Below are 22,321 nucleotides of genomic sequence, written 5' to 3' on the forward strand. Positions count from 1 at the left end.
CGACGGGCGAATCGCTGGCGGTGGTGTATGACAGCACGTCGAAAGACAAGGTGACGCTGGCTGGCAAGGCAGGCACGACGCTGTCGAACGTGAAGGCCGGTACGGCCGACATGGACGCGGTGAACGTATCGCAGCTGAAGTCGTCGGGCCTGATCGGCGAAGACGGCAAGTCGCTTGCTGCGGTGACGTATGACAAAAATGCGGACGGCACGGCAAACCACGAGTCGGTGACGCTCGCGGGCAAGACGGGTACGAAGCTGACGAACGTGAAGGCGGCCGAACTGTCGGCGACGAGCACGGATGCGGTGAACGGCTCGCAGCTGTTCGCGACGAACGAGAGCCTCGGCAACCTGAAGGACACCCTGACGGACGGCGGCGTCATCGACAAGACGACGGGCGAATCGCTGGCGGTGGTGTATGACAGCACGTCGAAAGACAAGGTGACGCTGGCTGGCAAGGCAGGCACGACGCTGTCGAACGTGAAGGCCGGTACGGCCGACATGGACGCGGTGAACGTGTCGCAACTGAAGTCGTCGGGTCTGATCGGCGAGGACGGCAAGTCGATTGCCGCGGTGACGTACGACAAGAAGACGGACGGCACGCCGAACTTCAACTCGGTGACGCTGGGCGGCGGGAAGTCGACGGGGCCGGTGACGTTGTCGAATGTGGCCGCCGGTGTGGCCGGTACCGATGCCGTCAACGTCGATCAGTTGGACGGTCTGTATGACAGGCTCGTCAATGGCGCGATCGATCTCAAGTACATCAAGGTCTACACAAAGGAAGGTGGTATCGCGGCACTCGCGCGCGGTAAGGACGCTGTCGCGATTGGTTCCGGCGCGGTGGCAAGCAAGACACATACATTGGCTTTGGGGGCGGGCTCGCGCGCAAGTGGCGACTATTCGGTTGCAGTCGGTGCCAATTCGGTCGCTGACGAAGCTTGGACTGTGTCGGTCGGCGACACTGACGCGACGCGCCGGATCGTCAACGTCAGCGATGGCGTCAACGAAACCGATGCCGTCACGCTGAAGCAGCTGACAGAGGCGATGAAAACCGCCAATACGGACATCGATCACAAGATGCAGCGGATGACGCGTGACGTCGAATCGAAGCCGGGTACCTTCGTTGCAATCGAAGGGATGGGCGCGGACGGCACCATGCCGAACGTGGCGTCGATCAACGGCGGGGATCCGACGCTGGGAACGGCCGCGGCCATCGGCGTGGGGAGCGCTGCGGGCGGCCTCGATACGGTCGCGATCGGTCTGCAGGCGGTCGCCCTTTCAGAGAGCGCGGTTGCGCTCGGCAGCTATGCGCAGACGGGGGTCGACCAACCGTTCTCGGTCGCGATGGGCAGCATGGTCACGACGAACGGCGCAGGTGCGTTGGCGATCGGTTCCCGAGCAAAGGCCAACGCCGAAAACGCGGTGGCGGTCGGTAACAACGGCGTGATGGCTTTGGGTCAGAGCTCGATCGCCGTGGGCGACAAGGCGACGACGATGGGCGGAAGCACGAACAGCATTGCAGTGGGTACGAATGCGAACGTGGCCAAGAGCGTGGCCGACGCAGTCGCGCTCGGGGCGAACTCGAAAGCGCTTCAGTCGAACAGCGTCGCGTTGGGTGCCAGCTCGATCGCGGATCGTGCAAACGCGCTGTCGATCGGCAAGGCAGGCGCCGAACGGCAGATCATCCATGTCGCGAACGGTACGCAGAACACCGATGCGGTCAACCTCGGCCAGCTCAAAGGCCTGGCCAACGTGGTCGGTGGCGGTACGGGCTTCGACGCGAACGGCGACGTGACCGCACCGACGTACACGATCGACGGCAAGGAGTACCACAACGTCAACGACGCGCTGCAGGCTGCGGCGAAGAGTGGCGGTGATGGCACCAACGGCACGGATCCGAATGCGGTGGCCTATGACGGCGAGCTGAAGGACAAGGTGACGCTGGCCGGCCAGAACGGTACGACGCTGTCGAACGTGGCGGCAGGCAAGGCCGACACGGACGCAGTGAACGTGTCGCAACTGAAGTCGTCGGGCTTGATCGACAAGGACGGCAACGCGGCGGCTGCGATGACGTACGACAAGAACGCGGACGGCACGCCCAACTTCACGTCGGCAACGTTGGCAGGTGACGGCGGCACGACGCTGACGAACGTGAAGGCCGGTGCACTGTCGGCGACGAGCACGGACGCAGTGAACGGCTCGCAATTGTTCGCGACGAACGAGAACCTCGGCAACCTGAAGGACTCCCTGACGGATGGCGGCGTGATCGACAAGACGACGGGCGAATCGCTGGCAGTGGTGTACGACAGCACGTCGAAGGACAAGCTGACGCTGGCCGGCGGCCAGACCGGTACGACGCTGTCGAACGTGAAGGCTGGTACGGCCGACATGGACGCGGTGAACGTGTCGCAGCTGAAGTCGTCGGGCCTGATCGGCGAGAACGGCAAGGCGCTTGCAGCCGTGACCTACGACACGCATGCCGACGGCACCACGAACTTCGCTTCGGTGACGTTCGGTGGCATGAATGCCGGCGTCCCGGTCGCGCTGCACAACGTTGCAGCCGGCAAGGTATCGACCGATGCAGTCAACGTGTCGCAGTTGAAGGGCGTAACCGACATCATCGGCGGTGGCGCAGGCATCGACGCAGACGGCAAGGTTACCTCGCCGGTCTACAACGTCGACGGCAAGGACTACGCGTCGGTCGGCGATGCAATCAAGGCGCTGGAGCAGCGCGAGGGCGGCACCGGCAACGGTACGAACCCGAACGCGGTCGCCTATGACGACGCAACCAAGGCGGCGGTGACGTTGGCAGGTGCGAACGGCACGGTGATTCGTAACGTCGCGGACGGCTCGCTTGCGGATAGCAGCACCGAGGCTGTCAACGGCCGTCAGGTGAGTTCCCTTGCGCACAGCATCGCGGACAGTCTCGGGGGCGGTGCGAAGTTCGACCCGGTGACCGGCGGTATCTCCGCGCCGACGTATGAACTGACTGCGGCGGATGGCTTGAAGACGGCGTACGACAACGTCGGTGACGCGTTCAAGCACGTCGACGAGCGCGTGTCGACGCACACGACGCAGATCGAGACGCTGCAGAAGGGTGTCGCGAATGCGGTTCAGTACGACGACGCAACGCATGCCTCCGTCACGCTCGGCGGCGCAGGTGCGGTGCCCGTCCGGCTGAAGAACGTCGCGGACGGTGTCGACGAAACCGATGGGGTCAACGTGCGGCAACTGCGTTCGGCCGGCCTGGTCGGTGAAGACGGCAAGCTGCAGTCGGCGGTCGTGTACGACAAGAACGCGGACGGCACGCCGAACTACGGTTCGGTGACGCTCGGCGGCGCTGGGGCGACGACACCGGTCGCGCTGCACAACGTGGCGGCCGGCAAGGTTGCGACGGATGCGGTGAACGTGAGCCAGTTGAGTGGTGTGACCGATGCGCTCGGCGGCGGTGCGAAGATCGACGGGGAAACCGGCAATGTCGTCGCGCCGACCTACGACGTGGGGGGCAACACCTTCAACAACGCAGGCGATGCACTGTCCAACATCGATAACCGGGTCACGCAGATCCAGAACAACCTGGGTGAAGCCACGAAGCTGGTCGGCGCTGTCGCGTACGACAAGAACGGCGACGGCAGTGTGAATTTCAACAAGGTGACGCTGGGCAACGGCTCGTCGTCGGGGCCGGTGGTGCTGACCAACGTCGAGGACGGCAAGAGCAAGTACGACGCCGTGAACTTCGGCCAGTATTCGGAGCTGAAAGGGCGTGTGGACAACATCGACGACCGTCTGACCACGGCGATCACCCCGGGCATCGGCAACGACGGCAGTTCGGGTACGAATGGCAACGACCTGATCAGCGGTACGGGCGGCAGTGGCACGAACAGCGCTGAAGTCGTCGCCGCGAAACCGGGCAACGGCAACGGCAACGTTGCTGTCGGCTCCGGCTCGCAGATCGTCGACGGCAAGAACAACGCCGCGGCAATCGGTGCTGGTTCGAAGGTGTCGGCCGACAACGGCACGGCGCTTGGCCAGGGCGCGTCGGTGTCGTCCGGTGCGGACAACTCGGTTGCGCTGGGCCAGGGCTCGATGGCGACCGAAGCCAACACCGTGTCGGTCGGCTCTGATGGCCACGAGCGCCGGATCGTCAACGTCGCGGACGGGGTGAAGGCCACGGACGCCGTCAGCAAGGGGCAGTTCGACCGTGCACTCGGCGGTATGCAAGGCCAGATCAACGACATCTCGCGTAACGCCTATTCGGGTATTGCAGCGGCTACCGCGCTGACGATGATTCCGGGCGTCGATCCGGGCAAGACCTTGTCGTTCGGTGTCGCCGGTGCGTCGTTCAAGGGCTATCAGGCAGTCGCGATGGGCGGTGAAGCGCGCATCACGGAAAACCTGAAGATGCGTGCCGGCGTCAGCCTCAGCAGCGGCGGCAACACCTTCGGCGCAGGTGCGTCGTATCAGTGGTAAGGCGGTAACGCGGGCCATTCGGCCCGCGTGATCACCTGATGCGTGGTGTGGCGGGCACTTGCCAGCCGCCACACCACGCGCGAGCGACTTCACTTCCACCGATCAATATCCTGGAGTCCGCCTTGAGCGGACCGAACCATCATGAAAACACCACAACACTTTGTCCGCCGAGGCCTGCTCGGCGCGTTCGTCGTCCTGTTGAGCGCATGCACGACGCAATCCGGTCCGACGTACACCGTCCGGGCGATCAAGGCGCCCGATCAGCCTGGGCCGGTTTTTCGCGTGACATGCGAGGGGCTGATAGCCAGCACGCGCTCATGCGAAGCGGCAGCGCAGAGATTCTGTGCCGACAAGCCGGTCACGCCGCTGCAGGCGATCGATCGCGTTCGTCGCGGCGCCGCGATGGGCGATCCACGTGAATTGACGTTCATGTGCGGTGTGCCGCCTCAGGCGCGCGTCGAGCCGCCTGTCGCCGCGCAGCCGCAACCGGTCGCGCAGCCGCAGCCGGCTGTCGCACCGGTCGCGCAGCGTCAGGTGCTGCTGCAAGGCAGCACGAACTTCGCGTTCGACAGCGCGGCGCTGACGCCGAGCGCCCGCCAGGAACTCAATCGCTTTCTGGACGTGAATCGCGATGCCCGATTTGGCCGTGTGACAGTCACGGGCTACACCGATTCGCAGGGCGCGCACGCCCATAACGTTCGACTGTCCGAAGCGCGCGCGCGTGCTGTGGCCACTTACCTGCGCACGGGCGGGTTGCGTGCAGAACACTTCACGACCGTCGGCAAGGGCGCGGCAGAACCCGTCGCGAGCAATGCGACGGCCGAAGGGCGCGCGCAGAACCGGCGAGTCGAAATCGAACTCGAGAAGGCATAACGAACGTGATTGACGACTCCGCGGTCACCAGCGATGGTCGCCGCGGAGCGCGGATTGAACTGTCCGGATGGCTCCGGGGCATTCTGGACTGATACTGGAAAAGTAAAAATGGCAGAGCAAAAAGCAACGACGCGCCCGTCGCGTCCGACGATCGACGCAGTGACCGACAACGTGCCGCCGCACACCGGCGTGATTGAAAAAGGCGGGCTGACCAACGACCCGCGGCCGATGGTGAACGGTCGCGGCGACCCTGGCTCGACGATTCACCTTCTGGTGGATGGCATCGCGGTCGGCACTGTGGTGGTCGGTGCAAACGGAACATGGAGTTTGGCACTCATGCAGCCGTTGAAGGACGGCGAGTATCGCCTGACGGCGCGCGCGAGCAACGACGTCGGCATGAGCATACCGTCGACCTCGTACGGCATTCAGGTGGACGTGACGCCGCCGTCGCAGCCGAAGATCGAAGTGGCGACGCAGGGTGCGCAGCCGACGCTGTCGGGTCAAGCAGAAGCGTATTCGACGGTCGCGATCTACGACGGCACGACGCTGCTGGGCACGACGAAGACGAATATCGACGGAACATGGACCTTCCAGCTGACGTCGCCCCTGTCGAACGGCACGCATGCACTGACGGTAACGGCGACGGATCCGGCGGGCAATACGAGCGCGCGCTCGGACGGTTTCGACGTGACGGTCGGGCCGGTGGCGCCGGAGGTGCCGCTGGCGAAGGCGGTGCTCGACGACATGGGGCACGACAGCGGGAATTTGAATTTCGACCGTCTGACGAACGACGGCACGGGCGGCCGCTTGCTGACCGGCCACCTCATTGGTGCGCTGGCGGCGGGCGAGAAGGTGCAGGTGTCGACGGATGGCGGACGGACGTGGCTGGACGCGCTGGTGAACCAGGACGGCACATGGATGGTGGCCGACTCGAACGCGCACGGCGGCAGCTGGATGATCCAGACGCGGGTGGTGAATGGCGACGGTGCCGCAGGCGAGGTGAAGGTGTACGACGTCGAACTGGACACGACGTCACCCGATCCGGTGCTGTCGGCGGTTCGCTCGGGCAATGTGATTGACGTTTCGTTCGCCGGCAAGGACATGGTGGTGGGCGATGCGATCAACGTGATGATCGGCGATCAGCGCATCTCGTACAACCTGACGGCGGCCGATATAGCGGGCGGCCGGGTGAAGGTGACGATCCCGGCGGGCATCGCCGCGACGATGGACGAGCACGCGAGCTACGGTGTCGCGCTGGTGGATCGGAGCGGGAACATCTCCGACTATCTGGTGACAAGGTTTGTCGAGAAAGTGAACTCGGGAACGGGTACGGGCATCGAATATCGGACCGTGGATTTCAACGATAAAAAAACGCAAGACTTGAATGGCAGCGTGCCGATCGATTTCGGCACGTTTACCGCCGTGCTCGGTAAGCCGGTACCAGTCAACGGTCGGGGTGTCGAGCAGGGGATTCGTACTGGCGGCGGCGCGGGCTTCGGGCTGGCGCCCGACAAGATCGTGCCGGAAAGCGGGGACACCGGGCTGCTGATCAACCTCAGCACGATGCCTCGGTTTTACCTCAACAACGGGGCGCACGCGCGTGCACTGACGGTCGATATCGGCGTCAGCATTACCTCGCCCCAACCTTTAGCGGTCTATTTCTATGACGACGCCGGCAAACAGATTCATGTACAGGATCTGAAGTTCGACGGGAAATCGCTGAATGGCCAGATTCATACGCATGAGATCATCTTGCCGAACAACCTGCAGTTCGCGTCTTTTGGCATCGGATCGTATTCGATCACCGGAGGACTGAATGGCCTGGTTGGGCTCTGGGTCGACAATGTCGGATTTGCGGGTGGAGACTTTTCGACGTTATCGCCCGGGGTGAATGTCGACTTCAACGATAAAAAGCCGCAAGACTTGAACGGCGGCGTGCCGATCGACTTTGGCACGTTTACCGCCGTGCTGGGTAAGCCGGTGCCGGTCAGCGGTCGGGCTGTCGAGCAGGGTATTCGTACTGGCGGCGGCGCAGGCTTCGGGCTGGCGAACGACAAGATCGTGCCGGAAAGCGGGGACACCGGGCTGCTGATCAACCTCAGTTCGATGCCTCGGTTTTATCTTAAAAACGGGGCGCACGCGCGTGCACTGACGGTCGATATCGCCATCAGCCACAGCTCGCCCCAACCTTTAGCGATCTATTTCTATGACGACGCCGGCAAAGTGATTCATGTACAGGATCTGAAGATCGACGGGAAATCACTGACTGCCGAGATTCATACGCATCAGGTCGTCTTGCCGGACAACCTGCAGTTCGCGTCTTTTGGCATCGGATCGTATGCGGTCAACGGGGGACTGAATGGCCTGGCTGGGCTCTGGGTCGACAACGTTGGTTTTTCCGGTGGCAGTTTCGCCAAATCGACCTGGGAAACGGTCACGGAACTCGTTCCTCCGGCCGACGTGCAGCACGTGCTGACGAACGTGGATGCCGAGTATTTCGGTTCGGCTCACGGTACGGAATTCCAGCTCGATAACGTGTCGTACTTCACGAACCAGCACGCCGCTCTGCACGGTGGTGCGGGCATCGATACGCTGAAGCTCATGGGTGCCGGTCAGACGCTGGATGTGTCGAAACTGATGAACGTCGGCGGCCACGACAAGATTTCGTCGATCGAGGTCATCGACATCACCGGTACGGGCAACAACACGCTGAAGCTGTCGATGCGTGACGTGCTGGAACTCGGCCACGAGAACGTGTTCCGAAACGACGGCCACACGCAATTGATGGTGAACGGCAATGCCGGCGATCGGGTCCAGTTGTCGGGTATGGACGGGCTCAGCCTCGGACGCGGCCAGTGGACGGACCAGGGCCTGATTGCAGTCGACGGGCAGGCTTACAGGGTGTACGAGAACGCGGCGCTGCATGTCGAACTGCTCGTGCAATCGTCCGTATCGACCCAATTGGTCTGACCCGCGGGTGCGGGCCGGAATCGCGTCAGTCAGGACGCCGTCCCGGCCCGTGTGTTGTTCCTGCTGTGCAGAGGCCCAGCGGTCCGGTTCTTTCTGTTGTTTCTTCATGCGTAGCCCGCAGCGAGTGGCGGGCTACGCATGTCTGAGTATCTGAAAACGCTATTCGAAATTGTCCCAATGGTTCGAGATTCCTTTTAGGATTCGTCCCATTTTTGCGCTCAGGCCCATTTCGTAAACTGGTTGCTTTCCTGTCGCGGTCCCATTGGCGTCCTGCGATAGCCGTCCCGTCCAGATCATGCGACGGGAGACTCAGCCGCATCGGTGTATGCACCTACCCTGTCGCTCGTGCGAAACAGCCATGCTCTGGAGCGCGTCGGGGTCCCGTGAATTCCAGTGGCCAGATAGCGATTTCGATATGAATGCCCAACCTCCCGAGGCCGGTGGCGGTAACGCGCCGAACTTTCCGGACACCCTCCCCCATGACAGCCTGCTCGATTCAGTCGCATGGCTTTGCGCGCACTACGGTTTGGGCAGAAGCCATGCAGTCCTCGTTTCCGGTCTTGCCAAATACGGCCGGCTGACACCGTCGCTGGCCATCGAGGCGCTGACGCAGGCCGGTCTGGCGGCGAAGCTGGTGGAGCGTCCGCTGACGCAGTTGCCCGAACATCTGTTGCCGGCCGTGCTGTTGCGCCGGAACGGCAGCGCGTGCGTGTTGATCGGCTGGCGCATCGACGATTCGGCGGAGCACGGCCCACAGATCCGGTATCACGCTGTGCTGCCTGAACTCGGCGAAGGGCCGGTCGAATGCACCGACGCGGAACTGAGTGAAACCTACTCGGGCTACGCGATCCTCGTTAAGCCGGCAGCGAAGGTCGACGCGCGTCCGGACGACCTCCCGACCGAAACGGCCGGGCACTGGTTGCTGGGGACGCTGTGGCGCTATCGCAGCTATTACGCGAGCGCGGCGGTCGGCGCGTTTCTGATCAACGTGCTGGGTCTCGCCAGCGTGTTCTTCACGATGAACGTCTACGACCGTGTCGTTCCGAACCAGGCGTATGTGACGCTCTGGTCGCTCGCGATCGGCGTTGCGCTCGCGATGCTGATGGAAGCAGTGTCGCGGCACGTGCGTGCCCATGTGCTCGATGCCGCAGGCAAGAAGGCCGATCTGGTGCTCGGCACGCTGCTGTTTCGGCAGGCGCTGGCGATCCGAATGGAGCACCGGCCGGCGTCGGCCGGCTCCTTCGCGCATCGGTTGCGCGAGTTCGAATCGGTGCGGGACTTCGCGACGTCGGCGACGCTGTCGGCAGTATCCGATCTGCCGTTCGTGTTTCTGTTCGTCGGCGTGGTATTCGCGGTCGGCGGCCCGCTTGGCTGGATTCCGCTCATGATGATCCCGCTGATCGTCGGCCTCGGCACGATCGTGCAATGGCCGCTCGCGCGTGCGATGCGCGAAAACCTGCGCGAGGCGTCGCTCAAGCAGGGCGTGCTGATCGAGTCGATCGACGGGCTCGAGACGCTGAAGGCAGTCGGTGGCGAAGGCGCGATGCGCCACCGCTGGGACGCGTTCAGTGCGAAGACGGCAGCCGCATCGATGCAGTCGCGCGCGTTGTCCAGCATGGCGACCAGTTGTGTGTCGTTCCTGCAGCAGATGCAGACCGTCGCGATCGTGATCGTCGGCGTGTACCTCATCGGCGAAGGCAAGCTCACCCAGGGCGCGCTGATCGGCTCCGTGATGCTGGCTGGCCGTGTGACGGCACCGCTCGGCCAGGTCATGGGGCTTGCGCTGCGTTTTCAACAGGCGAAGACCGCGATGCATTCGCTCAACGAACTGATGGCGATGCCGGTCGAGCACGAGCCAGGGCAGGATTATCTGGCGCAGCCGCCGCTCAGCGGCCATGTGAAGCTCGACGGTGTGTCGTTCCAGTATCCGTCGGCCGGCCTGCGGCAAAACGCGCCCGCGCTGGACCAGGTGTCGGTGGAGATTCGGCCCGGCGAGCGCGTCGCGATACTCGGCCGGGTCGGCAGCGGGAAATCGACGCTGCTGCGGTTGATCGCGCGGCTTTATCAACCGACGGAGGGCAAGCTGCTCGCCGACGGGCTCGATGCCGCGCAGATCGCGCCGGCCGACTGGCGCCGAACCTTCGGCTACGTCGGCCAGGACAGTCGGCTGTTTTACGGTTCGCTGCGCGAGAACGTGACGATCGGCCGTCCTGACGTGCCGGCTACGGAACTGCTGCGCGTATTCCAGCTGACTGGGCTCGATGCACTGGTCGCCCAGCATCCGCTCGGCGCGAACCTTCCGGTCGGCGAAAACGGCCGCGATCTGTCGGGCGGGCAGCGCCAGCTTGTCGCGCTGGCCCGCAGCCTGATCGCGCGTCCGCGTACATTGTTGCTCGACGAGCCGACGAGCGCGATGGACGCTCAGACGGAGTCGCAGTTCATCGAGCATTTGAAGCACGCGAGCGCCGACCAGACGCTGGTCGTGGTGACGCATCGCACGTCGCTGCTGGCGCTCGTCGACCGGATCGTGATCGTCGATCAGGGCAAGATCGTGATGGACGGGGAAAAGGCGCGTGTGCTGGCGGCACTGTCGGGGCAGCCCGAGACGGGCGAACGTCATGTGCCGCCCGAGTCGCAGCGAAACCGTGAGCCGAAAATCCGGGTGGTCGAGCGCGGCGCGGAACCCGGTGCGTCGCCCGCGGAACGGACAGAGGCCGTGGCGTCGTCAACTGCGGAGGCGTCATGACGTGGCGGATCCGGTCGATGCTGCGCCGCAAGCCGGCGCCGCGCCTGGGCGCGGGCGACGTTGCCTACATGAGCGACATTCGCGAGGCGCTGCTAGTGCGCTCGTCAGTCGGCGCGCAGGCGATTCTTTACGTGGTTGCCGTGGTGTTCGGGGTGGGGCTCGTGTGGGCACACTTCGCGCGTGTCGAGGAAGTGACGCGCAGCGACGCCACGGTCGTGTCGCCGAGCCGCGAACAATGGATCCAGAGTCTCGAGGGCGGCATCGTACAGGCCGTGGCGGTGCGCGAGGGCGACGTGGTCGAAAAGGGGCAGTTGCTTGCGAAGATCGATCCGGTGCGTGCGCAGTCCAGCTATCGCGAGGTGTTGACGAAGGCGCTGGAGCTGAAGGCGAATGTGTCGCGCGCTCGCGCCGAGGCCTACGGGGCGCCGCTGGCTTTTCCGGAGGACGTGAAGCGTGAACCCGGCCTTGTCGCGCAGGCCACGGCGACCTACCGGGCGCGCCGCCTTGCGCTCGACGGGCAGGTCGCCGCGTTGCGGCAGAGCCAGGCGCTCGTCCAGCGCGAGATCGCGATGTCGGAGCCGCTCGCGGCAAAGGGGCTGGTCTCGGAAGTCGAGATTCTGCGCATGCGGCGTCAGGCGACGGACATCGCCGCGCAGATCGCCGAGCGCCGCAGCCGTTTCACCGCGGAGGCCAGTACCGAGTTGTCTCGGCTCGAGCAGGAGCTCGCGCAAACCAACGAGGTGCTGGCCGGGCGCGCGGACGTGCTGGCGCGCACCGATGTCGTCGCGCCGATGCGCGGCGTGGTGAAGAACATCCGCATCCGCACGGCGGGCGGTGTCGTGCAGTCGGGCGAACACATCATGGAGATTGCGCCCCTCGACGGCCGGGTACTGGTGGAAGCGCGGATCAAGCCGTCCGACGTCGCGTTCCTGCGGCCGGGGTTGCCGGTGCTCGTGAAGCTGAGCGCGTACGACTTCGCGATCTACGGCGGATTGCACGGGCACGTTGTCAGCCTCGGTCCGGATACGTTGAAGGACGATCAGAAGGCCGCGATGGGGCGTCCCGACGCGAATTATTACCGGCTCATGGTCGAGACGGACACGGACGCGCTCGTCGCGGCCGGCAAGCGTCTACCGGTATTGCCGGACATGCAGGCAACGGTCGATATCCGCACCGGCGAGAAGACGGTGCTCGATTACCTGCTCAAGCCGATCTTCAAGGCCCGCGAGGCCTTCAGGGAGCGGTGAGCATGAGCGGATTTCGAATGAATGGCGCGTGCGAATCTCGCGCGGGGCTTCGTGTTGCCGCATCGGCGGCGCTGCTTGTCTTGTCGATGTGGCAATCGGCCGGGACCGCGCACGCCGCCAATATCGTGCCGCCACGCGTTGCGATGGCGTCGGCATCGACTGCCGCGCAGGCTGCGCCCACCGGCTCAGACGGACCCACGGGCGCATCCGCGCCGACGCGCGATGATTCCGCGTCGGCACCTGCCGCGCAGCGCGCGATGACCGAGCGCGAATTGCGGCAGATGCTGTATGCCGCGGCGGAAGCGGCCGTCGACGTCAGTCCGCAGGTGCGGCGCCTTTACGCGGAGTACCAGGCGGCGCAGTCGGATGTCGATCAGGCGAAAGGTGCGCGTTGGCCGCAACTGCAATTGAACGGCCAGACGCGCGCCGCGCAGTTCGGCTCGAACGCCGGCAACGCATACGATCCGGGCAACGCGCTGAGCGTGAACCTGACGACGACGCTGTTCGACTGGGGCCGCACCGCGAAAACGATCGGCAGCCGGCAGGATCTCGCGAGCGCGGGTCAGGAGCGCTACGTTGCGCAGATGGAAGATTCCGCCTATCAGGTCACGGCCACCCTCGTCGAGCTGTCGAAGCAGCGCAACATCGCCACGTTGAGTCAGCGCTTCGTCGACCGGATGACGCGTCTCGTGCGGATGCTCGAGGAGATCGTCGCGGTCGATCGCGGTCGCGGCAGCGAGCTCACCCAGGCGAAGGCCCGTTTGCTCCAGGCGGAGGCGAGTCGCGATGCGGCGCTTGCGAAATACCGAACGGTCGAGCTGAATCTTCGCAAGCTGGTGGGCGAGCGGCCGGTGCCGATGCTCATGCTGACGGACTCGCACTGGCCGCTGCATCCCGGCAATCTCGACCGGCTGATGTCCGCGCTCGATGAAAACCCGCGCCTCCGACAGGCACGCGCAGAAGCGAGCGCGGCCGAACTGAACCGCGATGCGGTGCGCGCGGCGTCCAAGCCGCAATTGAACTGGGTGGTCAGCACGAATACCGGCCATGATGCCATCGGACGCCGCATGCCGTGGCAGACGATGCTCACGCTGACGTGGAATGCGTTCACCGGCGGCTCGGCGACTGCGGCGACGGACGCGGCGACATTCCGTGCGTCGGCGAGCTGGAGTCAAGTCGAACAGATGCGCCTGGATCTCGAATATCAGGTGCGCAGCGCGGAGGAGGATGCGCAGGCGTTCGGCGAGCGGGCGGATCAGTATCGCGACCTGTCGGTCGAGTCGGCGCGCGTGCGCAGCGCGTTTTTCGACCAGTGGTATCACCTCGGGCGCCGCTCGCTGCTGGACGTACTGATTGCCGAGAACGACGACTACAACAATCGCGTCAACGAGGTGGCGTACCGATTCGATGGCTATGCCGCGACGCTGCGCGGCTACGCTTCGGCGGGCATGCTCGTGCAATGGTTGCGTGAGGGATGACGCATGTCCAGCATCGGCCGAGCAACGAGGGAAACCATGAATCCAGAATCGATCGACAACTGGTTTGCATTGCCGCCGCCGAGGGCGGCTTCCTACCTCCCCGCCCCCTATGGCGTCCGGCACGGCGTCACCGACTGCTTCGCGCGCTCGTCGCCGGGGGCGGTCTACCTGTCGAGCCGTCGTTTTGTTATCGCCGCCGACGTGTGCGCGGCCGATTTCGGGCACGACAATCTGGCATGGAGCCGCCAGCCGCTACAGCGCGGTCGCGGTCGCAGCCGCCGCGTATTGGCCGCGATCGGCGGCGCATTGCTCGGTGCGGCGTTGACCGCGTTGCTCGGCTGGATGATGGCAGTCCGCGGCACGGAGTTGGGCGATCTGGCCGGGGGCAGCCTGCCCGCGGGCAAACGGGCGTCCGCGTCGGTTGTTGCGGCGGCCCCCGAGGCGGTGCCGGTGCCGCCTTCAACGCCGGTTTTGGATTCCGCGTCGACTTTGGTGCCACCCCCTGGGCCGATCGTCAGCCCCGCGGACGCGTTACCCCATCCAGTCCGCGGGGCGAGCGGGCATCCGGTACCGGCGTTGCGGGCGACGCCACTTCGGCGGCCCGATAGCGGGCGCGGGCGCGCCCGCGAACCCGAGGCGGGGCGGTCGGTATCCGCGAAAGCTACGTTGCGTCGCGTGCCGGCGCAGCCTCGACCAGCGGGGCCGGCAGAGCCGTCCGTATCGGGAGCGCCCGATCGATGCGGCGCCGACTGGCCATGTGGCGACGCGCTGCGCGCGTTGCGGGTCGAGCTGAAGCACCGGGAAGCGAGCAAGCCAATACCGGCGGCGGTAGAAGGCGATGCTGCGCAGACGTCGGCTCGCCTGACCGACCACCGGCGCGTGACGGAGTGGTGATGGGGGGGGCTGTGAAAGTCGCTGCTTGCCCGGGCGCTTCAGTGCCGGGCCGGAATCCGTGTCACGCGTTCACTGCAGGATCAGCAGCAGATGTGCATCGGCCTGTTCACCCGGCACCTGCTTGAACCCGCTCTTCGCGAAACGATGCCAGCGCCCGATCACATAGCTGACGAGCAGGCTCGCGCGGGCGGCGGGATCGTAGTCGGCCGGCAACACGAATGGTGCGGCGCCGTCCTGGGGCGCGTTGGCCTCGGTGCGCGCGACCCTCAGGCATTGCTTGACGGTCGCCTCGATCCGGTCGAGCAACTGATTCACGCGGTCGGTCAGCCGCTCGTCCTCGCCGACCAGCGCCTCGCCGGTCAGCACACGCGTCATCCCCGGGTTCTTCGCGGCGAAATTGAGCATCGTCAGCGCGATCGTGCGCGCCTGCAGCACGCCGTTCGGCTCCTTCGCGACGATCTGGTTCACGAGCCCGAACAGCGCCTGCTCGATGAACTCGATCAGCCCTTCGTACATCTTCGCCTTGCTGGTGAAATGCCGGTACAGCGCGGCTTCCGACACGTCGAGCCGGGCCGCGAGCGCGGCCGTCGTGATTTTCTCCGGCTTCGGCGCCTCGAGCATCGCGGCGAGCGTCTGCAGGATCATCACGCGCCGCTCGCCCGGCTTCGGGCGCGGGCGGGAGGGTGTGGCCTGGCCTTCCGTTACGGCTTGGTCCTGCGGGTAAGTCGGCTGCATTTTTGTCGCCCCGATCGTGTGCCCAGTCGCAGCGATTTTAACGAACGAATGCGCTGGTCGACATAATGAGGGCGTCCGGTTGCCGGCAGATGGCCGGGCAGGTGGCCGGTGATCCATACCGTGCCGATGCCCAGCCGCTTGTAGCGCTTCAGGTGGCTGCGCGTATCTTCGACGAGGATCGCGTCGGCGAACCGCGCATGCGCGGCGCGCAGCGTTCGGCGCAGCATCGCATGGTCGGGCTTCGCGCGCCATGTGCGGCGGTCGCGCATGTGCTCGATCGCGATCACGCGCTCGAACAGCCGCTCGATGCCCAGCGCGCGCAGCACCGCGCGCGCATAGTTTTCCGGCGCGTTGGTCAGGATCAGCTTGCGGCCCGGCAGCGCGGCGACGATGCGCGCGAGGCCGCGCTCGGCGCGCACCATCGCGGGCAGGTCGGAAAACGTGTGGACCACGCGCAGGAAGTCGTGCGGGTCGATCGGGTGATGGCGCGTGAGGCCGAGCAGCGCGGCGCCGTAGCGCTCGGTATAGCGGTTGCGCAGGCGGTCGGCTTCGGCGTGTCCGACCTGCAGCGCATCGATGATGTATTGCGTCATCGCACGATTGATTTCGGGAAAAATCGCGTGCGAGGCGTGGTGCAGCGTGTTGTCGAGGTCGAACAGCCAGACGGGCGCGCCGGCGCGCGGCCGGCTGCGCGAGATGCGCCGGCGCCGTAGCGGGGCCGGCAGGTCGGGGCGGGCAGGCGGGCGGCGCGCGCTCAATGCGAGCGGATCATCGTGCCGAACGGCTGCTCGGTCAGGATTTCCAGCAGCACCGAATGCTCGATCCGGCCGTCGACGATGTGCACCGACTTCACGCCGCTCTTCGCCGCGTCGAGCGCCGACGAGATCTTCGGCAGCATGCCGCCGGAGATCGTGCCGTCCTCGAACAACGCATCGATCTCGCGAGCGGACAGATCGGTCAGCAGGTTGCCGTCCTTGTCCATCACGCCCGGGATGTTGGTCATCATCAGCAGCTTCTCGGCGTTCAGCACCGTGGCGAGCTTGCCCGCGACGAGGTCGGCGTTGATGTTGTACGACAGGCCGTCCTCGCCGAAGCCGATCGGCGAGATCACCGGGATGAACGCGTCGTCCTGCAGCGCCTTCACGACCGCCGGGTTGATCGCCTCGACTTCGCCGACCTGGCCGATGTCGATGTACTGGCCCGGGTTGTCGCGGTCCGGCATCAGCAGCTTGCGCGCGTGGATCAGGCCGCCGTCCTTGCCCGTCAGGCCCACCGCATGGCCGCCGAAATGGTTGATCAGCGTCACGATGTCCTGCTGCACTTCGCCGCCCAGCACCCATTCGACGACTTCCATCGTCTCTTCGTCGGTGACGCGCATGCCCTGGATGAAGGTGCCGGCCTTGCCGATCTTCTTCAGTGCCTGATCGATCTGCGGACCGCCGCCGTGGACGATCACCGGATTGATGCCGACCAGTTTCAGCAGGATCACGTCGCGTGCGAAGCCTTGCTTGAGCCGCTCTTCCGTCATCGCATTGCCGCCGTATTTGATGACCACGGTCTTGCCGTGGTAGCGGCGGATGTACGGCAGCGCCTCCGCGAGGATTTCTGCTTTCAGCGTGGGGGCGATCTGCGAGAGGTCGATGGGCTCGGACATGGCGGCGGCTCAGGCTGGGAACGGTTGAAACAGGGCGAATTGTACAGGAGTGGCGCAGCGCAGCATCGGGTTTTTGGGCTGGCCGGACGGTGGGTATGGCGGGCCGTCGGCCATACGCGGCGGCCCGCCGGCCATGGCGCCGGGCCCCGCGACGGCGACGCGGGCCGGGTGGGCGACACGCGTACCCGGACGTGTTTGCGGGACGCATCGGCCGACCGGCCGACGTGCAAAATCCGTCCGCCGCGCTATGCTTGTCGCGTAGGGTGACGTTCATGCCCGTTACCGCGCCTTCGCCATGACCGATTCCGCCGTCGACGCCCGTTCGACCCCGCGCCGCGCGCGCTGCCCGCATTGCGGGCGCGGCTTCGACTGCGGCGCCCACACCCAGCCGTTCGACTGCTGGTGCGCGTCGATGCCGGTCGTGCCCGGCGGTGTGCCGCCGGCGGCCGGCACGCGCTGCCGGTGCCCCGAGTGCCTCGCCGACGAGATCGCCCAGCGCATGGCCGGTGCGGCCGGCTGACGGCGCGGGCTCGTGCCACCGGCCGAGACGCCGGCTCGTCGGGCCGTTCCTTCATGCGTTCGTGCGTGCGTTCGTCCGCCACGATCCGGCCCCCGCTAGAGGCGCCGCCCGCTAAACGGGTAAACTGCTCGCATGCAACGAATCACCACCACCGGGCGCGTCAACCTCAGTCACCTGTTCTGGCTCCGCAATCTCGCGATCATCGGCCAGCTCGTGACGATCGGCGTCGTGCAGACCTATTTCGGTGTGCATCTGCCGTTGCCGGCGATGCTGATGGTCATCGCGCTCGAAATCGTTTTCAATGCGCTGACCTGGGTGCGCGTGCTGCGCGCGCGGCCCGAGACCAATTTCGAGCTGCTCGGCCAGCTGTGGGTCGACCTCGGTGCGCTGTCCGCGCTGCTGTTCCTGTCGGGCGGCACGACCAACCCGTTCGTGTCGCTGTACCTGCCGTCGCTCGCGATCGCGGCGGCCGTGCTGCCGTGGCACCTGATGATCTGGCTCGCGGCGTTCGCGGTCGCCTGCTACGCGGCGCTCGGCTTCGATTCGGTGCCGCTCAACATGGACAATCCGGCGAACCTGTTCGACTACTACCGTACCGGCATGTGGGCGAACTTCATGGTCAGCGTCGGGCTGATCGCGTGGTTCGTCGCGCGCATGTCGAATGCGCTGCGCCAGCGCGATGCGGCGCTCGGCGAAGCGCAGCAGCACCTGCTGCGCGACGAGCGGGCCGTCGCGCTCGGCGTGCAGGCCGCCACCGTCGCGCACGAGATGGGCACGCCGCTGTCGACGATCGCGATGCTCGCCGAGGAGCTGCGCGACGCAGCGCGCGCCGATCCGGGGCTCGCGCGCTACGAGGCCGACCTGAAGGTGCTCGAGGAACAGATGACGCTCTGCACGTCGGCGCTCGCGCGCCTGCGCAGCCGCGCGAGCGCGCCGGCGAGCCGCCAGCCGGTGGACGACTGGCTCGACACGTTCGTCGAGCACTGGCGCCTGCGGCATCCGCACGTGCAGTTCGAGCTGCTCGGCGCGCGCCCGGCCGGCGTCGCGCTCGACGATACGGTCGCGGCTGGCCAGATCCTGACGATCCTGCTCGACAACGCCGCGCGCGCGAGCCCGCAGCGCGTGACGCTGGCCGCGAAGGTCGCGCATCGCGGCACGGCCGACGAAATCGAATTCGAGGTATGCGACGACGGGCCCGGCATTCCGGCCGCGCTGCGCGAATCGCTCGGCGCGATGCCGGTCGACAGCACGCAGGGCGGCCACGGCGTCGGCCTGTATCTCGCGTTCAGTGCAGCCGCGCGGCTCGGCGGCGAGATCGAACTGTCCGATGTCACGCCGCGCGCGGCGGGGGGCAACGGGCGGGCAGGCGGTGCGGCGAATGGTCACGCCGCTGCTGCATCGGGACAACGGACAGGCTCGCGCACGAGCGCGGGTACCGCCGAACGGCCAGCGGGCACGCCGGACGGCCGCCTGAGCGCACCCGCGGCCGGGCGCGGCACGCGGGCCGTGCTGCGCCTGCCGGTCGTGCGCGTCGCGATGCCGGCGGCCTCAACCAACACGTAGACGGAGAAACCACATGAGCGAGAACAATTTCCTGGTGATCGACGACAACGAGGTGTTCGCGGGCACGCTCGCGCGCGGCCTCGAGCGCCGCGGTTACGCGGTCCAGCAGGCGCACGACAAGGAGGCGGCGCTCAGGCTCGCCGCGGGCGGCAAGTTCCAGTTCATCACCGTCGACCTGCATCTCGGCGAGGATTCGGGGCTGAGCCTGATCGCGCCGCTGTGCGACCTGCAGCCCGATGCGCGGATCCTGGTGCTGACCGGCTACGCAAGCATCGCGACCGCCGTGCAGGCCGTGAAGGAAGGCGCCGACAACTACCTCGCGAAGCCGGCGAACGTCGAGTCGATCCTGGCCGCGCTGCAGACCAACGCGACCGAAGTGCAGGCCGACGAGGCGCTCGAGAATCCGGTCGTGCTGTCGGTGGACCGGCTCGAATGGGAGCACATCCAGCGCGTGCTGGCCGAGAACAACAACAACATTTCGGCGACCGCGCGCGCGCTGAACATGCACCGCCGCACGCTGCAGCGCAAGCTCGCGAAGAAGCCGGTGCGGCAGTAAGCGGGCGCACCAATGAAAACGGGCGACCCCCGAAGGGGCCGCCCGTCTCTCGTCCCGCACTGCGCGCGTTACAGCACGTAGCGCGACAGGTCTTCGTCCTGCGACACTTCGCCGAGCGCGCGATCGACATACTTCGCGTCGATCGTCACGCGCTCGCCCGCATGGTTGCCGGCCGAGAACGACACTTCCTCGAGCAGCTTCTCGATCACCGTGTACAGCCGGCGCGCGCCGATGTTCTCGGTTTTCTCGTTGACCGCGAACGCGATCTCGGCGAGGCGCCGGATGCCGTCGTCGGCGAATTCGAGCTGCACGTCCTCGGTCGCGAGCAGCGCCTGGTACTGTTTGACGAGGCTTGCGTCGGTCGCGACGAGGATCGCTTCGAAATCGTTCACCGACAGCGAATCGAGCTCGACGCGGATCGGGAAGCGGCCTTGCAGTTCGGGAATCAGGTCGCTCGGCTTCGCGAGGTGGAACGCGCCGCTCGCGATGAACAGGATGTGATCGGTCTTCACCATCCCGTACTTCGTGTTGACCGTCGTGCCTTCGACGAGCGGCAGCAGGTCGCGCTGCACGCCCTGGCGCGACACTTCGCCGCCGCTGCCTTCGTTGTTGCGCGACGTGATCTTGTCGATCTCGTCGAGGAACACGATGCCGTTCTGCTCGACGTTCTGCACGGCCTTCGTCTTCACTTCCTCTTCGTTCAGCATCTTCGCCGCTTCCTCGTCGGTCAGCAGCTTCAGTGCTTCCTTGATCTTCACCTTGCGGCGCTGCTTCTTGCCGCTGCCGAGGTTCGAGAACATCGAGCGGATCTGCTCGGTCATCTCTTCCATGCCCGGCGGCGCCATGATGTCCATGCCGACCGACGGCTGCTCGAGGTCGAGCTCGACTTCCTTGTCGTCGAGCTGGCCTTCGCGCAGGCGCTTGCGGAAGGTCTGGCGCGTCGCGTTGTTGTCGTCGTTGGCGTGATCGGCATTGCCGCCGAAACCCACCGCGCGCGGTTGCGGCAGCAGGATGTCGAGGATGCGGTCTTCCGCCTGGTCGGTGGCCTTGCTGCGCACCTTGCGCATTTCGGTCTCGCGCGTCTGCTTGACCGACGTCTCCATGAGGTCGCGCACGATGCTGTCGACGTCGCGGCCGACGTAGCCGACTTCGGTGAACTTGGTCGCCTCGATCTTGATGAACGGCGCATCGGCGAGCTTCGCGAGGCGGCGCGCGATTTCGGTCTTGCCGACGCCCGTCGGCCCGATCATCAGGATGTTCTTCGGGGTGATTTCCGTGCGCAGCGGATCGGCGACCTGCTGGCGGCGCCAGCGGTTGCGCAGCGCGACGGCGACGGCCTTCTTCGCCTTGTTCTGGCCGATGATGTGCTTGTCGAGTTCCGAGACGATCTCGGCAGGGGTCATGGTGCTCATGGGGCGGTCCTTACTCGATCGTTTCGATGATGCGGTTGTGGTTCGTGTAGATGCACATGTCGCCGGCGATCCCGAGCGACTTCTCGACGATCTCGCGCGGCGACAGTTCGGTGTTCTCGACGAGCGCGCGGGCCGCTGCCTGCGCGTACGCGCCGCCCGAGCCGATCGCGCAGATGCCGCCTTCCGGATCGAGCACGTCGCCGTTGCCGGTGATGACGAGCGTGGTGTTCGCATCGGCCGTGATCAGCATCGCCTCGAGGCGGCGCAGCATCCGGTCGGTGCGCCAGTCCTTCGCGAGCTCGACGGCCGCGCGGGTCAGGTTGCCCTGGTGCTTCTCGAGCTTCGCCTCGAAGCGGTCGAGCAGCGAGAACGCATCGGCGGTGCCGCCCGCGAATCCGACCAGTACCTGGTTGTTGTAGATCCGCCGCACTTTCCGCGCGCCACCCTTCATGACGATGTTGCCGAGGGTTACCTGGCCGTCGCCGCCGAGCGCGACCTTGTCGCCGCGCCGGACCGAAACGATGGTCGTGCCGTGAAATTGCTCCATCTGCGTTCCTTGAGAAAAACGGGGAAGAGTCGGGCGGCGCGACGCGCCGCCGCGTGAATCCGCAGTGCGCCAGGGAGCGGCCCGGCGCGCGTCCGTTTCATTTTAGGGCGGGCGCCGGGATATCAAGAGGGGGAGGCAAATCGGCCGGCGCAAGCCCGTTAGCAGGGGAACAGGCCCTGAACCGGTGCCGGAAAACAAAAAGCGCGCGGCAGGCCGCGCGCTTTCGGGAAGCAGCGTGTGTCGGAGCGGAATGCCGCTCGATCAGTCGCCGAACAGCTTCTGGCGCAGCTCGCGGCGCTCCTGCGCCTCGAGCGACAGCGTGGCGGTCGGACGCGCGAGCAGGCGCGGAATGCCGATCGGCTCACCCGTTTCCTCACACCAGCCGTAATCGCCGGAATCGATGCGGGCGAGCGACTGCTGAACCTTCTTGAGGAGCTTGCGTTCGCGATCGCGCGTGCGCAGCTCGAGCGCGTGCTCTTCCTCGATCGTCGCGCGGTCGGCGGGATCGGGGACGATCACCGTCTCGCGCAGGTTCTCGGTCGTCTGGCCTGCATTCTTGAGGATGTCCGCCTGCAACTGTTCGAGCCGATTTTTGAAGAAGGCGAGCTGATCCTCATTCATGTAATCCTTGTCGCTCATCTTCAGGATTTCGGCTTC

16 protein-coding genes are annotated in these 22,321 nt (G+C 65.8%); 10 read left to right on the top strand and 6 right to left on the bottom strand.

Going from position 1 to position 22,321, the window contains the following annotated elements; genetic code table 11:
• The 7 genes from LGN10_RS32400 to LGN10_RS32430 all read left to right on the top strand — a co-directional run.
• The coding region (locus LGN10_RS32400) for a YadA-like family protein (RefSeq protein WP_226226167.1) at positions 1-4,469 on the top strand (4,469 nt) is incomplete at its 5' end.
• Positions 4,470-4,871: 402 nt separating this feature from the next.
• Positions 4,872-5,342 (top strand): OmpA family protein, encoded by a 471-nt coding sequence (locus LGN10_RS33880; protein WP_413227170.1) that lies wholly within the window; start codon positions 4,872-4,874, stop codon positions 5,340-5,342.
• 108 nt (positions 5,343-5,450) lie between these two features.
• Complete coding sequence (locus tag LGN10_RS32410; protein WP_226226169.1) at positions 5,451-8,312, top strand: Ig-like domain-containing protein; 2,862 nt, start codon at positions 5,451-5,453, stop codon at positions 8,310-8,312.
• A gap of 415 nt (positions 8,313-8,727) precedes the next feature.
• Entirely contained in the window at positions 8,728-11,058 is a 2,331-nt protein-coding gene (locus tag LGN10_RS32415; protein WP_226226170.1) for a type I secretion system permease/ATPase, read from the top strand.
• Entirely contained in the window at positions 11,055-12,305 is a 1,251-nt protein-coding gene (locus LGN10_RS32420) for an HlyD family efflux transporter periplasmic adaptor subunit (protein WP_226226172.1), read from the top strand. Before LGN10_RS32415 ends, LGN10_RS32420 begins: the two co-directional genes overlap by 4 nt.
• Before the next feature lie 257 nt (positions 12,306-12,562).
• Positions 12,563-13,783 carry a TolC family protein gene (locus tag LGN10_RS32425; RefSeq protein WP_226226173.1) on the top strand — a complete coding sequence of 407 codons (1,221 nt, stop codon included), beginning with the start codon at positions 12,563-12,565 and terminating at the stop codon, positions 13,781-13,783.
• A gap of 36 nt (positions 13,784-13,819) precedes the next feature.
• Positions 13,820-14,677: a hypothetical protein gene (locus LGN10_RS32430; RefSeq protein ID WP_226226175.1), complete on the top strand. Its 858-nt coding sequence runs from the start codon at positions 13,820-13,822 to the stop codon at positions 14,675-14,677.
• Between the two features lie 69 nt (positions 14,678-14,746).
• Here the strand turns inward: LGN10_RS32430 and slmA are convergent, their stop codons facing one another.
• From slmA to argB, 3 genes are read right to left on the bottom strand one after another with little or no spacing between them, the layout of a single operon-like run.
• Positions 14,747-15,412 (bottom strand): nucleoid occlusion factor SlmA, encoded by a 666-nt coding sequence (gene slmA, locus LGN10_RS32435; protein WP_226226176.1) that lies wholly within the window; start codon positions 15,410-15,412, stop codon positions 14,747-14,749.
• Positions 15,379-16,170 (bottom strand): pyrimidine 5'-nucleotidase, encoded by a 792-nt coding sequence (locus LGN10_RS32440; RefSeq protein ID WP_226226178.1) that lies wholly within the window; start codon positions 16,168-16,170, stop codon positions 15,379-15,381. Before LGN10_RS32440 ends, slmA begins: the two co-directional genes overlap by 34 nt.
• Entirely contained in the window at positions 16,167-17,066 is a 900-nt protein-coding gene (gene argB / locus LGN10_RS32445) for an acetylglutamate kinase (protein WP_006754950.1), read from the bottom strand. Before argB ends, LGN10_RS32440 begins: the two co-directional genes overlap by 4 nt.
• Before the next feature lie 295 nt (positions 17,067-17,361).
• Here argB and LGN10_RS32450 point away from each other — a divergent pair, with 295 nt between their 5' ends.
• The 3 genes from LGN10_RS32450 to LGN10_RS32460 all read left to right on the top strand — a co-directional run bounded on the left by LGN10_RS32450 (position 17,362) and on the right by LGN10_RS32460 (position 19,705).
• On the top strand, positions 17,362-17,586 hold the full coding sequence (locus tag LGN10_RS32450; RefSeq protein WP_226226180.1) for a cysteine-rich CWC family protein: 225 nt from the start codon (positions 17,362-17,364) through the stop codon (positions 17,584-17,586).
• A 132-nt stretch (positions 17,587-17,718) separates the two neighbouring features.
• Positions 17,719-19,149: an ATP-binding protein gene (locus tag LGN10_RS32455; RefSeq protein WP_226226182.1), complete on the top strand. Its 1,431-nt coding sequence runs from the start codon at positions 17,719-17,721 to the stop codon at positions 19,147-19,149.
• A gap of 13 nt (positions 19,150-19,162) precedes the next feature.
• A complete protein-coding gene (locus LGN10_RS32460) occupies positions 19,163-19,705 on the top strand; it encodes a response regulator transcription factor (RefSeq protein ID WP_021156278.1) in 543 nt (180 codons plus the stop codon).
• A gap of 68 nt (positions 19,706-19,773) precedes the next feature.
• Here the strand turns inward: LGN10_RS32460 and hslU are convergent, their stop codons facing one another.
• The 3 genes from hslU to dksA all read right to left on the bottom strand — a co-directional run.
• Positions 19,774-21,117, bottom strand: coding sequence for an ATP-dependent protease ATPase subunit HslU (hslU, locus tag LGN10_RS32465; protein WP_059584000.1), 1,344 nt, complete (start codon positions 21,115-21,117; stop codon positions 19,774-19,776).
• Positions 21,118-21,127: 10 nt separating this feature from the next.
• The gene (hslV, locus tag LGN10_RS32470; protein ID WP_059583998.1) at positions 21,128-21,664 is read right to left on the bottom strand and encodes an ATP-dependent protease subunit HslV; all 537 of its coding nucleotides are present in this window, start codon (positions 21,662-21,664) and stop codon (positions 21,128-21,130) included.
• A 261-nt stretch (positions 21,665-21,925) separates the two neighbouring features.
• Positions 21,926-22,321: RNA polymerase-binding protein DksA (dksA, locus tag LGN10_RS32475; RefSeq protein WP_226226183.1), on the bottom strand; the 396-nt coding region annotated here is incomplete at its 5' end.

Source organism: Burkholderia sp. AU32262 (assembly GCF_020419985.1).
Taxonomy (GTDB): Bacteria; Pseudomonadota; Gammaproteobacteria; order Burkholderiales; family Burkholderiaceae; genus Burkholderia; species Burkholderia semiarida.

Coding starts and splice junctions, on each gene's coding strand:
- LGN10_RS33880 (WP_413227170.1), top strand. CDS start 4,872: ATGGGCGATCCACGTGAATTGACGTTCATGTGCGGTGTGCCGCCTCAG.
- LGN10_RS32410 (WP_226226169.1), top strand. CDS start 5,451: ATGGCAGAGCAAAAAGCAACGACGCGCCCGTCGCGTCCGACGATCGAC.
- LGN10_RS32415 (WP_226226170.1), top strand. CDS start 8,728: ATGAATGCCCAACCTCCCGAGGCCGGTGGCGGTAACGCGCCGAACTTT.
- LGN10_RS32420 (WP_226226172.1), top strand. CDS start 11,055: ATGACGTGGCGGATCCGGTCGATGCTGCGCCGCAAGCCGGCGCCGCGC.
- LGN10_RS32425 (WP_226226173.1), top strand. CDS start 12,563: ATGACCGAGCGCGAATTGCGGCAGATGCTGTATGCCGCGGCGGAAGCG.
- LGN10_RS32430 (WP_226226175.1), top strand. CDS start 13,820: ATGAATCCAGAATCGATCGACAACTGGTTTGCATTGCCGCCGCCGAGG.
- slmA (WP_226226176.1), bottom strand. CDS start 15,412: ATGCAGCCGACTTACCCGCAGGACCAAGCCGTAACGGAAGGCCAGGCC.
- argB (WP_006754950.1), bottom strand. CDS start 17,066: ATGTCCGAGCCCATCGACCTCTCGCAGATCGCCCCCACGCTGAAAGCA.
- LGN10_RS32450 (WP_226226180.1), top strand. CDS start 17,362: ATGACCGATTCCGCCGTCGACGCCCGTTCGACCCCGCGCCGCGCGCGC.
- LGN10_RS32455 (WP_226226182.1), top strand. CDS start 17,719: ATGCAACGAATCACCACCACCGGGCGCGTCAACCTCAGTCACCTGTTC.
- LGN10_RS32460 (WP_021156278.1), top strand. CDS start 19,163: ATGAGCGAGAACAATTTCCTGGTGATCGACGACAACGAGGTGTTCGCG.
- hslU (WP_059584000.1), bottom strand. CDS start 21,117: ATGAGCACCATGACCCCTGCCGAGATCGTCTCGGAACTCGACAAGCAC.
- hslV (WP_059583998.1), bottom strand. CDS start 21,664: ATGGAGCAATTTCACGGCACGACCATCGTTTCGGTCCGGCGCGGCGAC.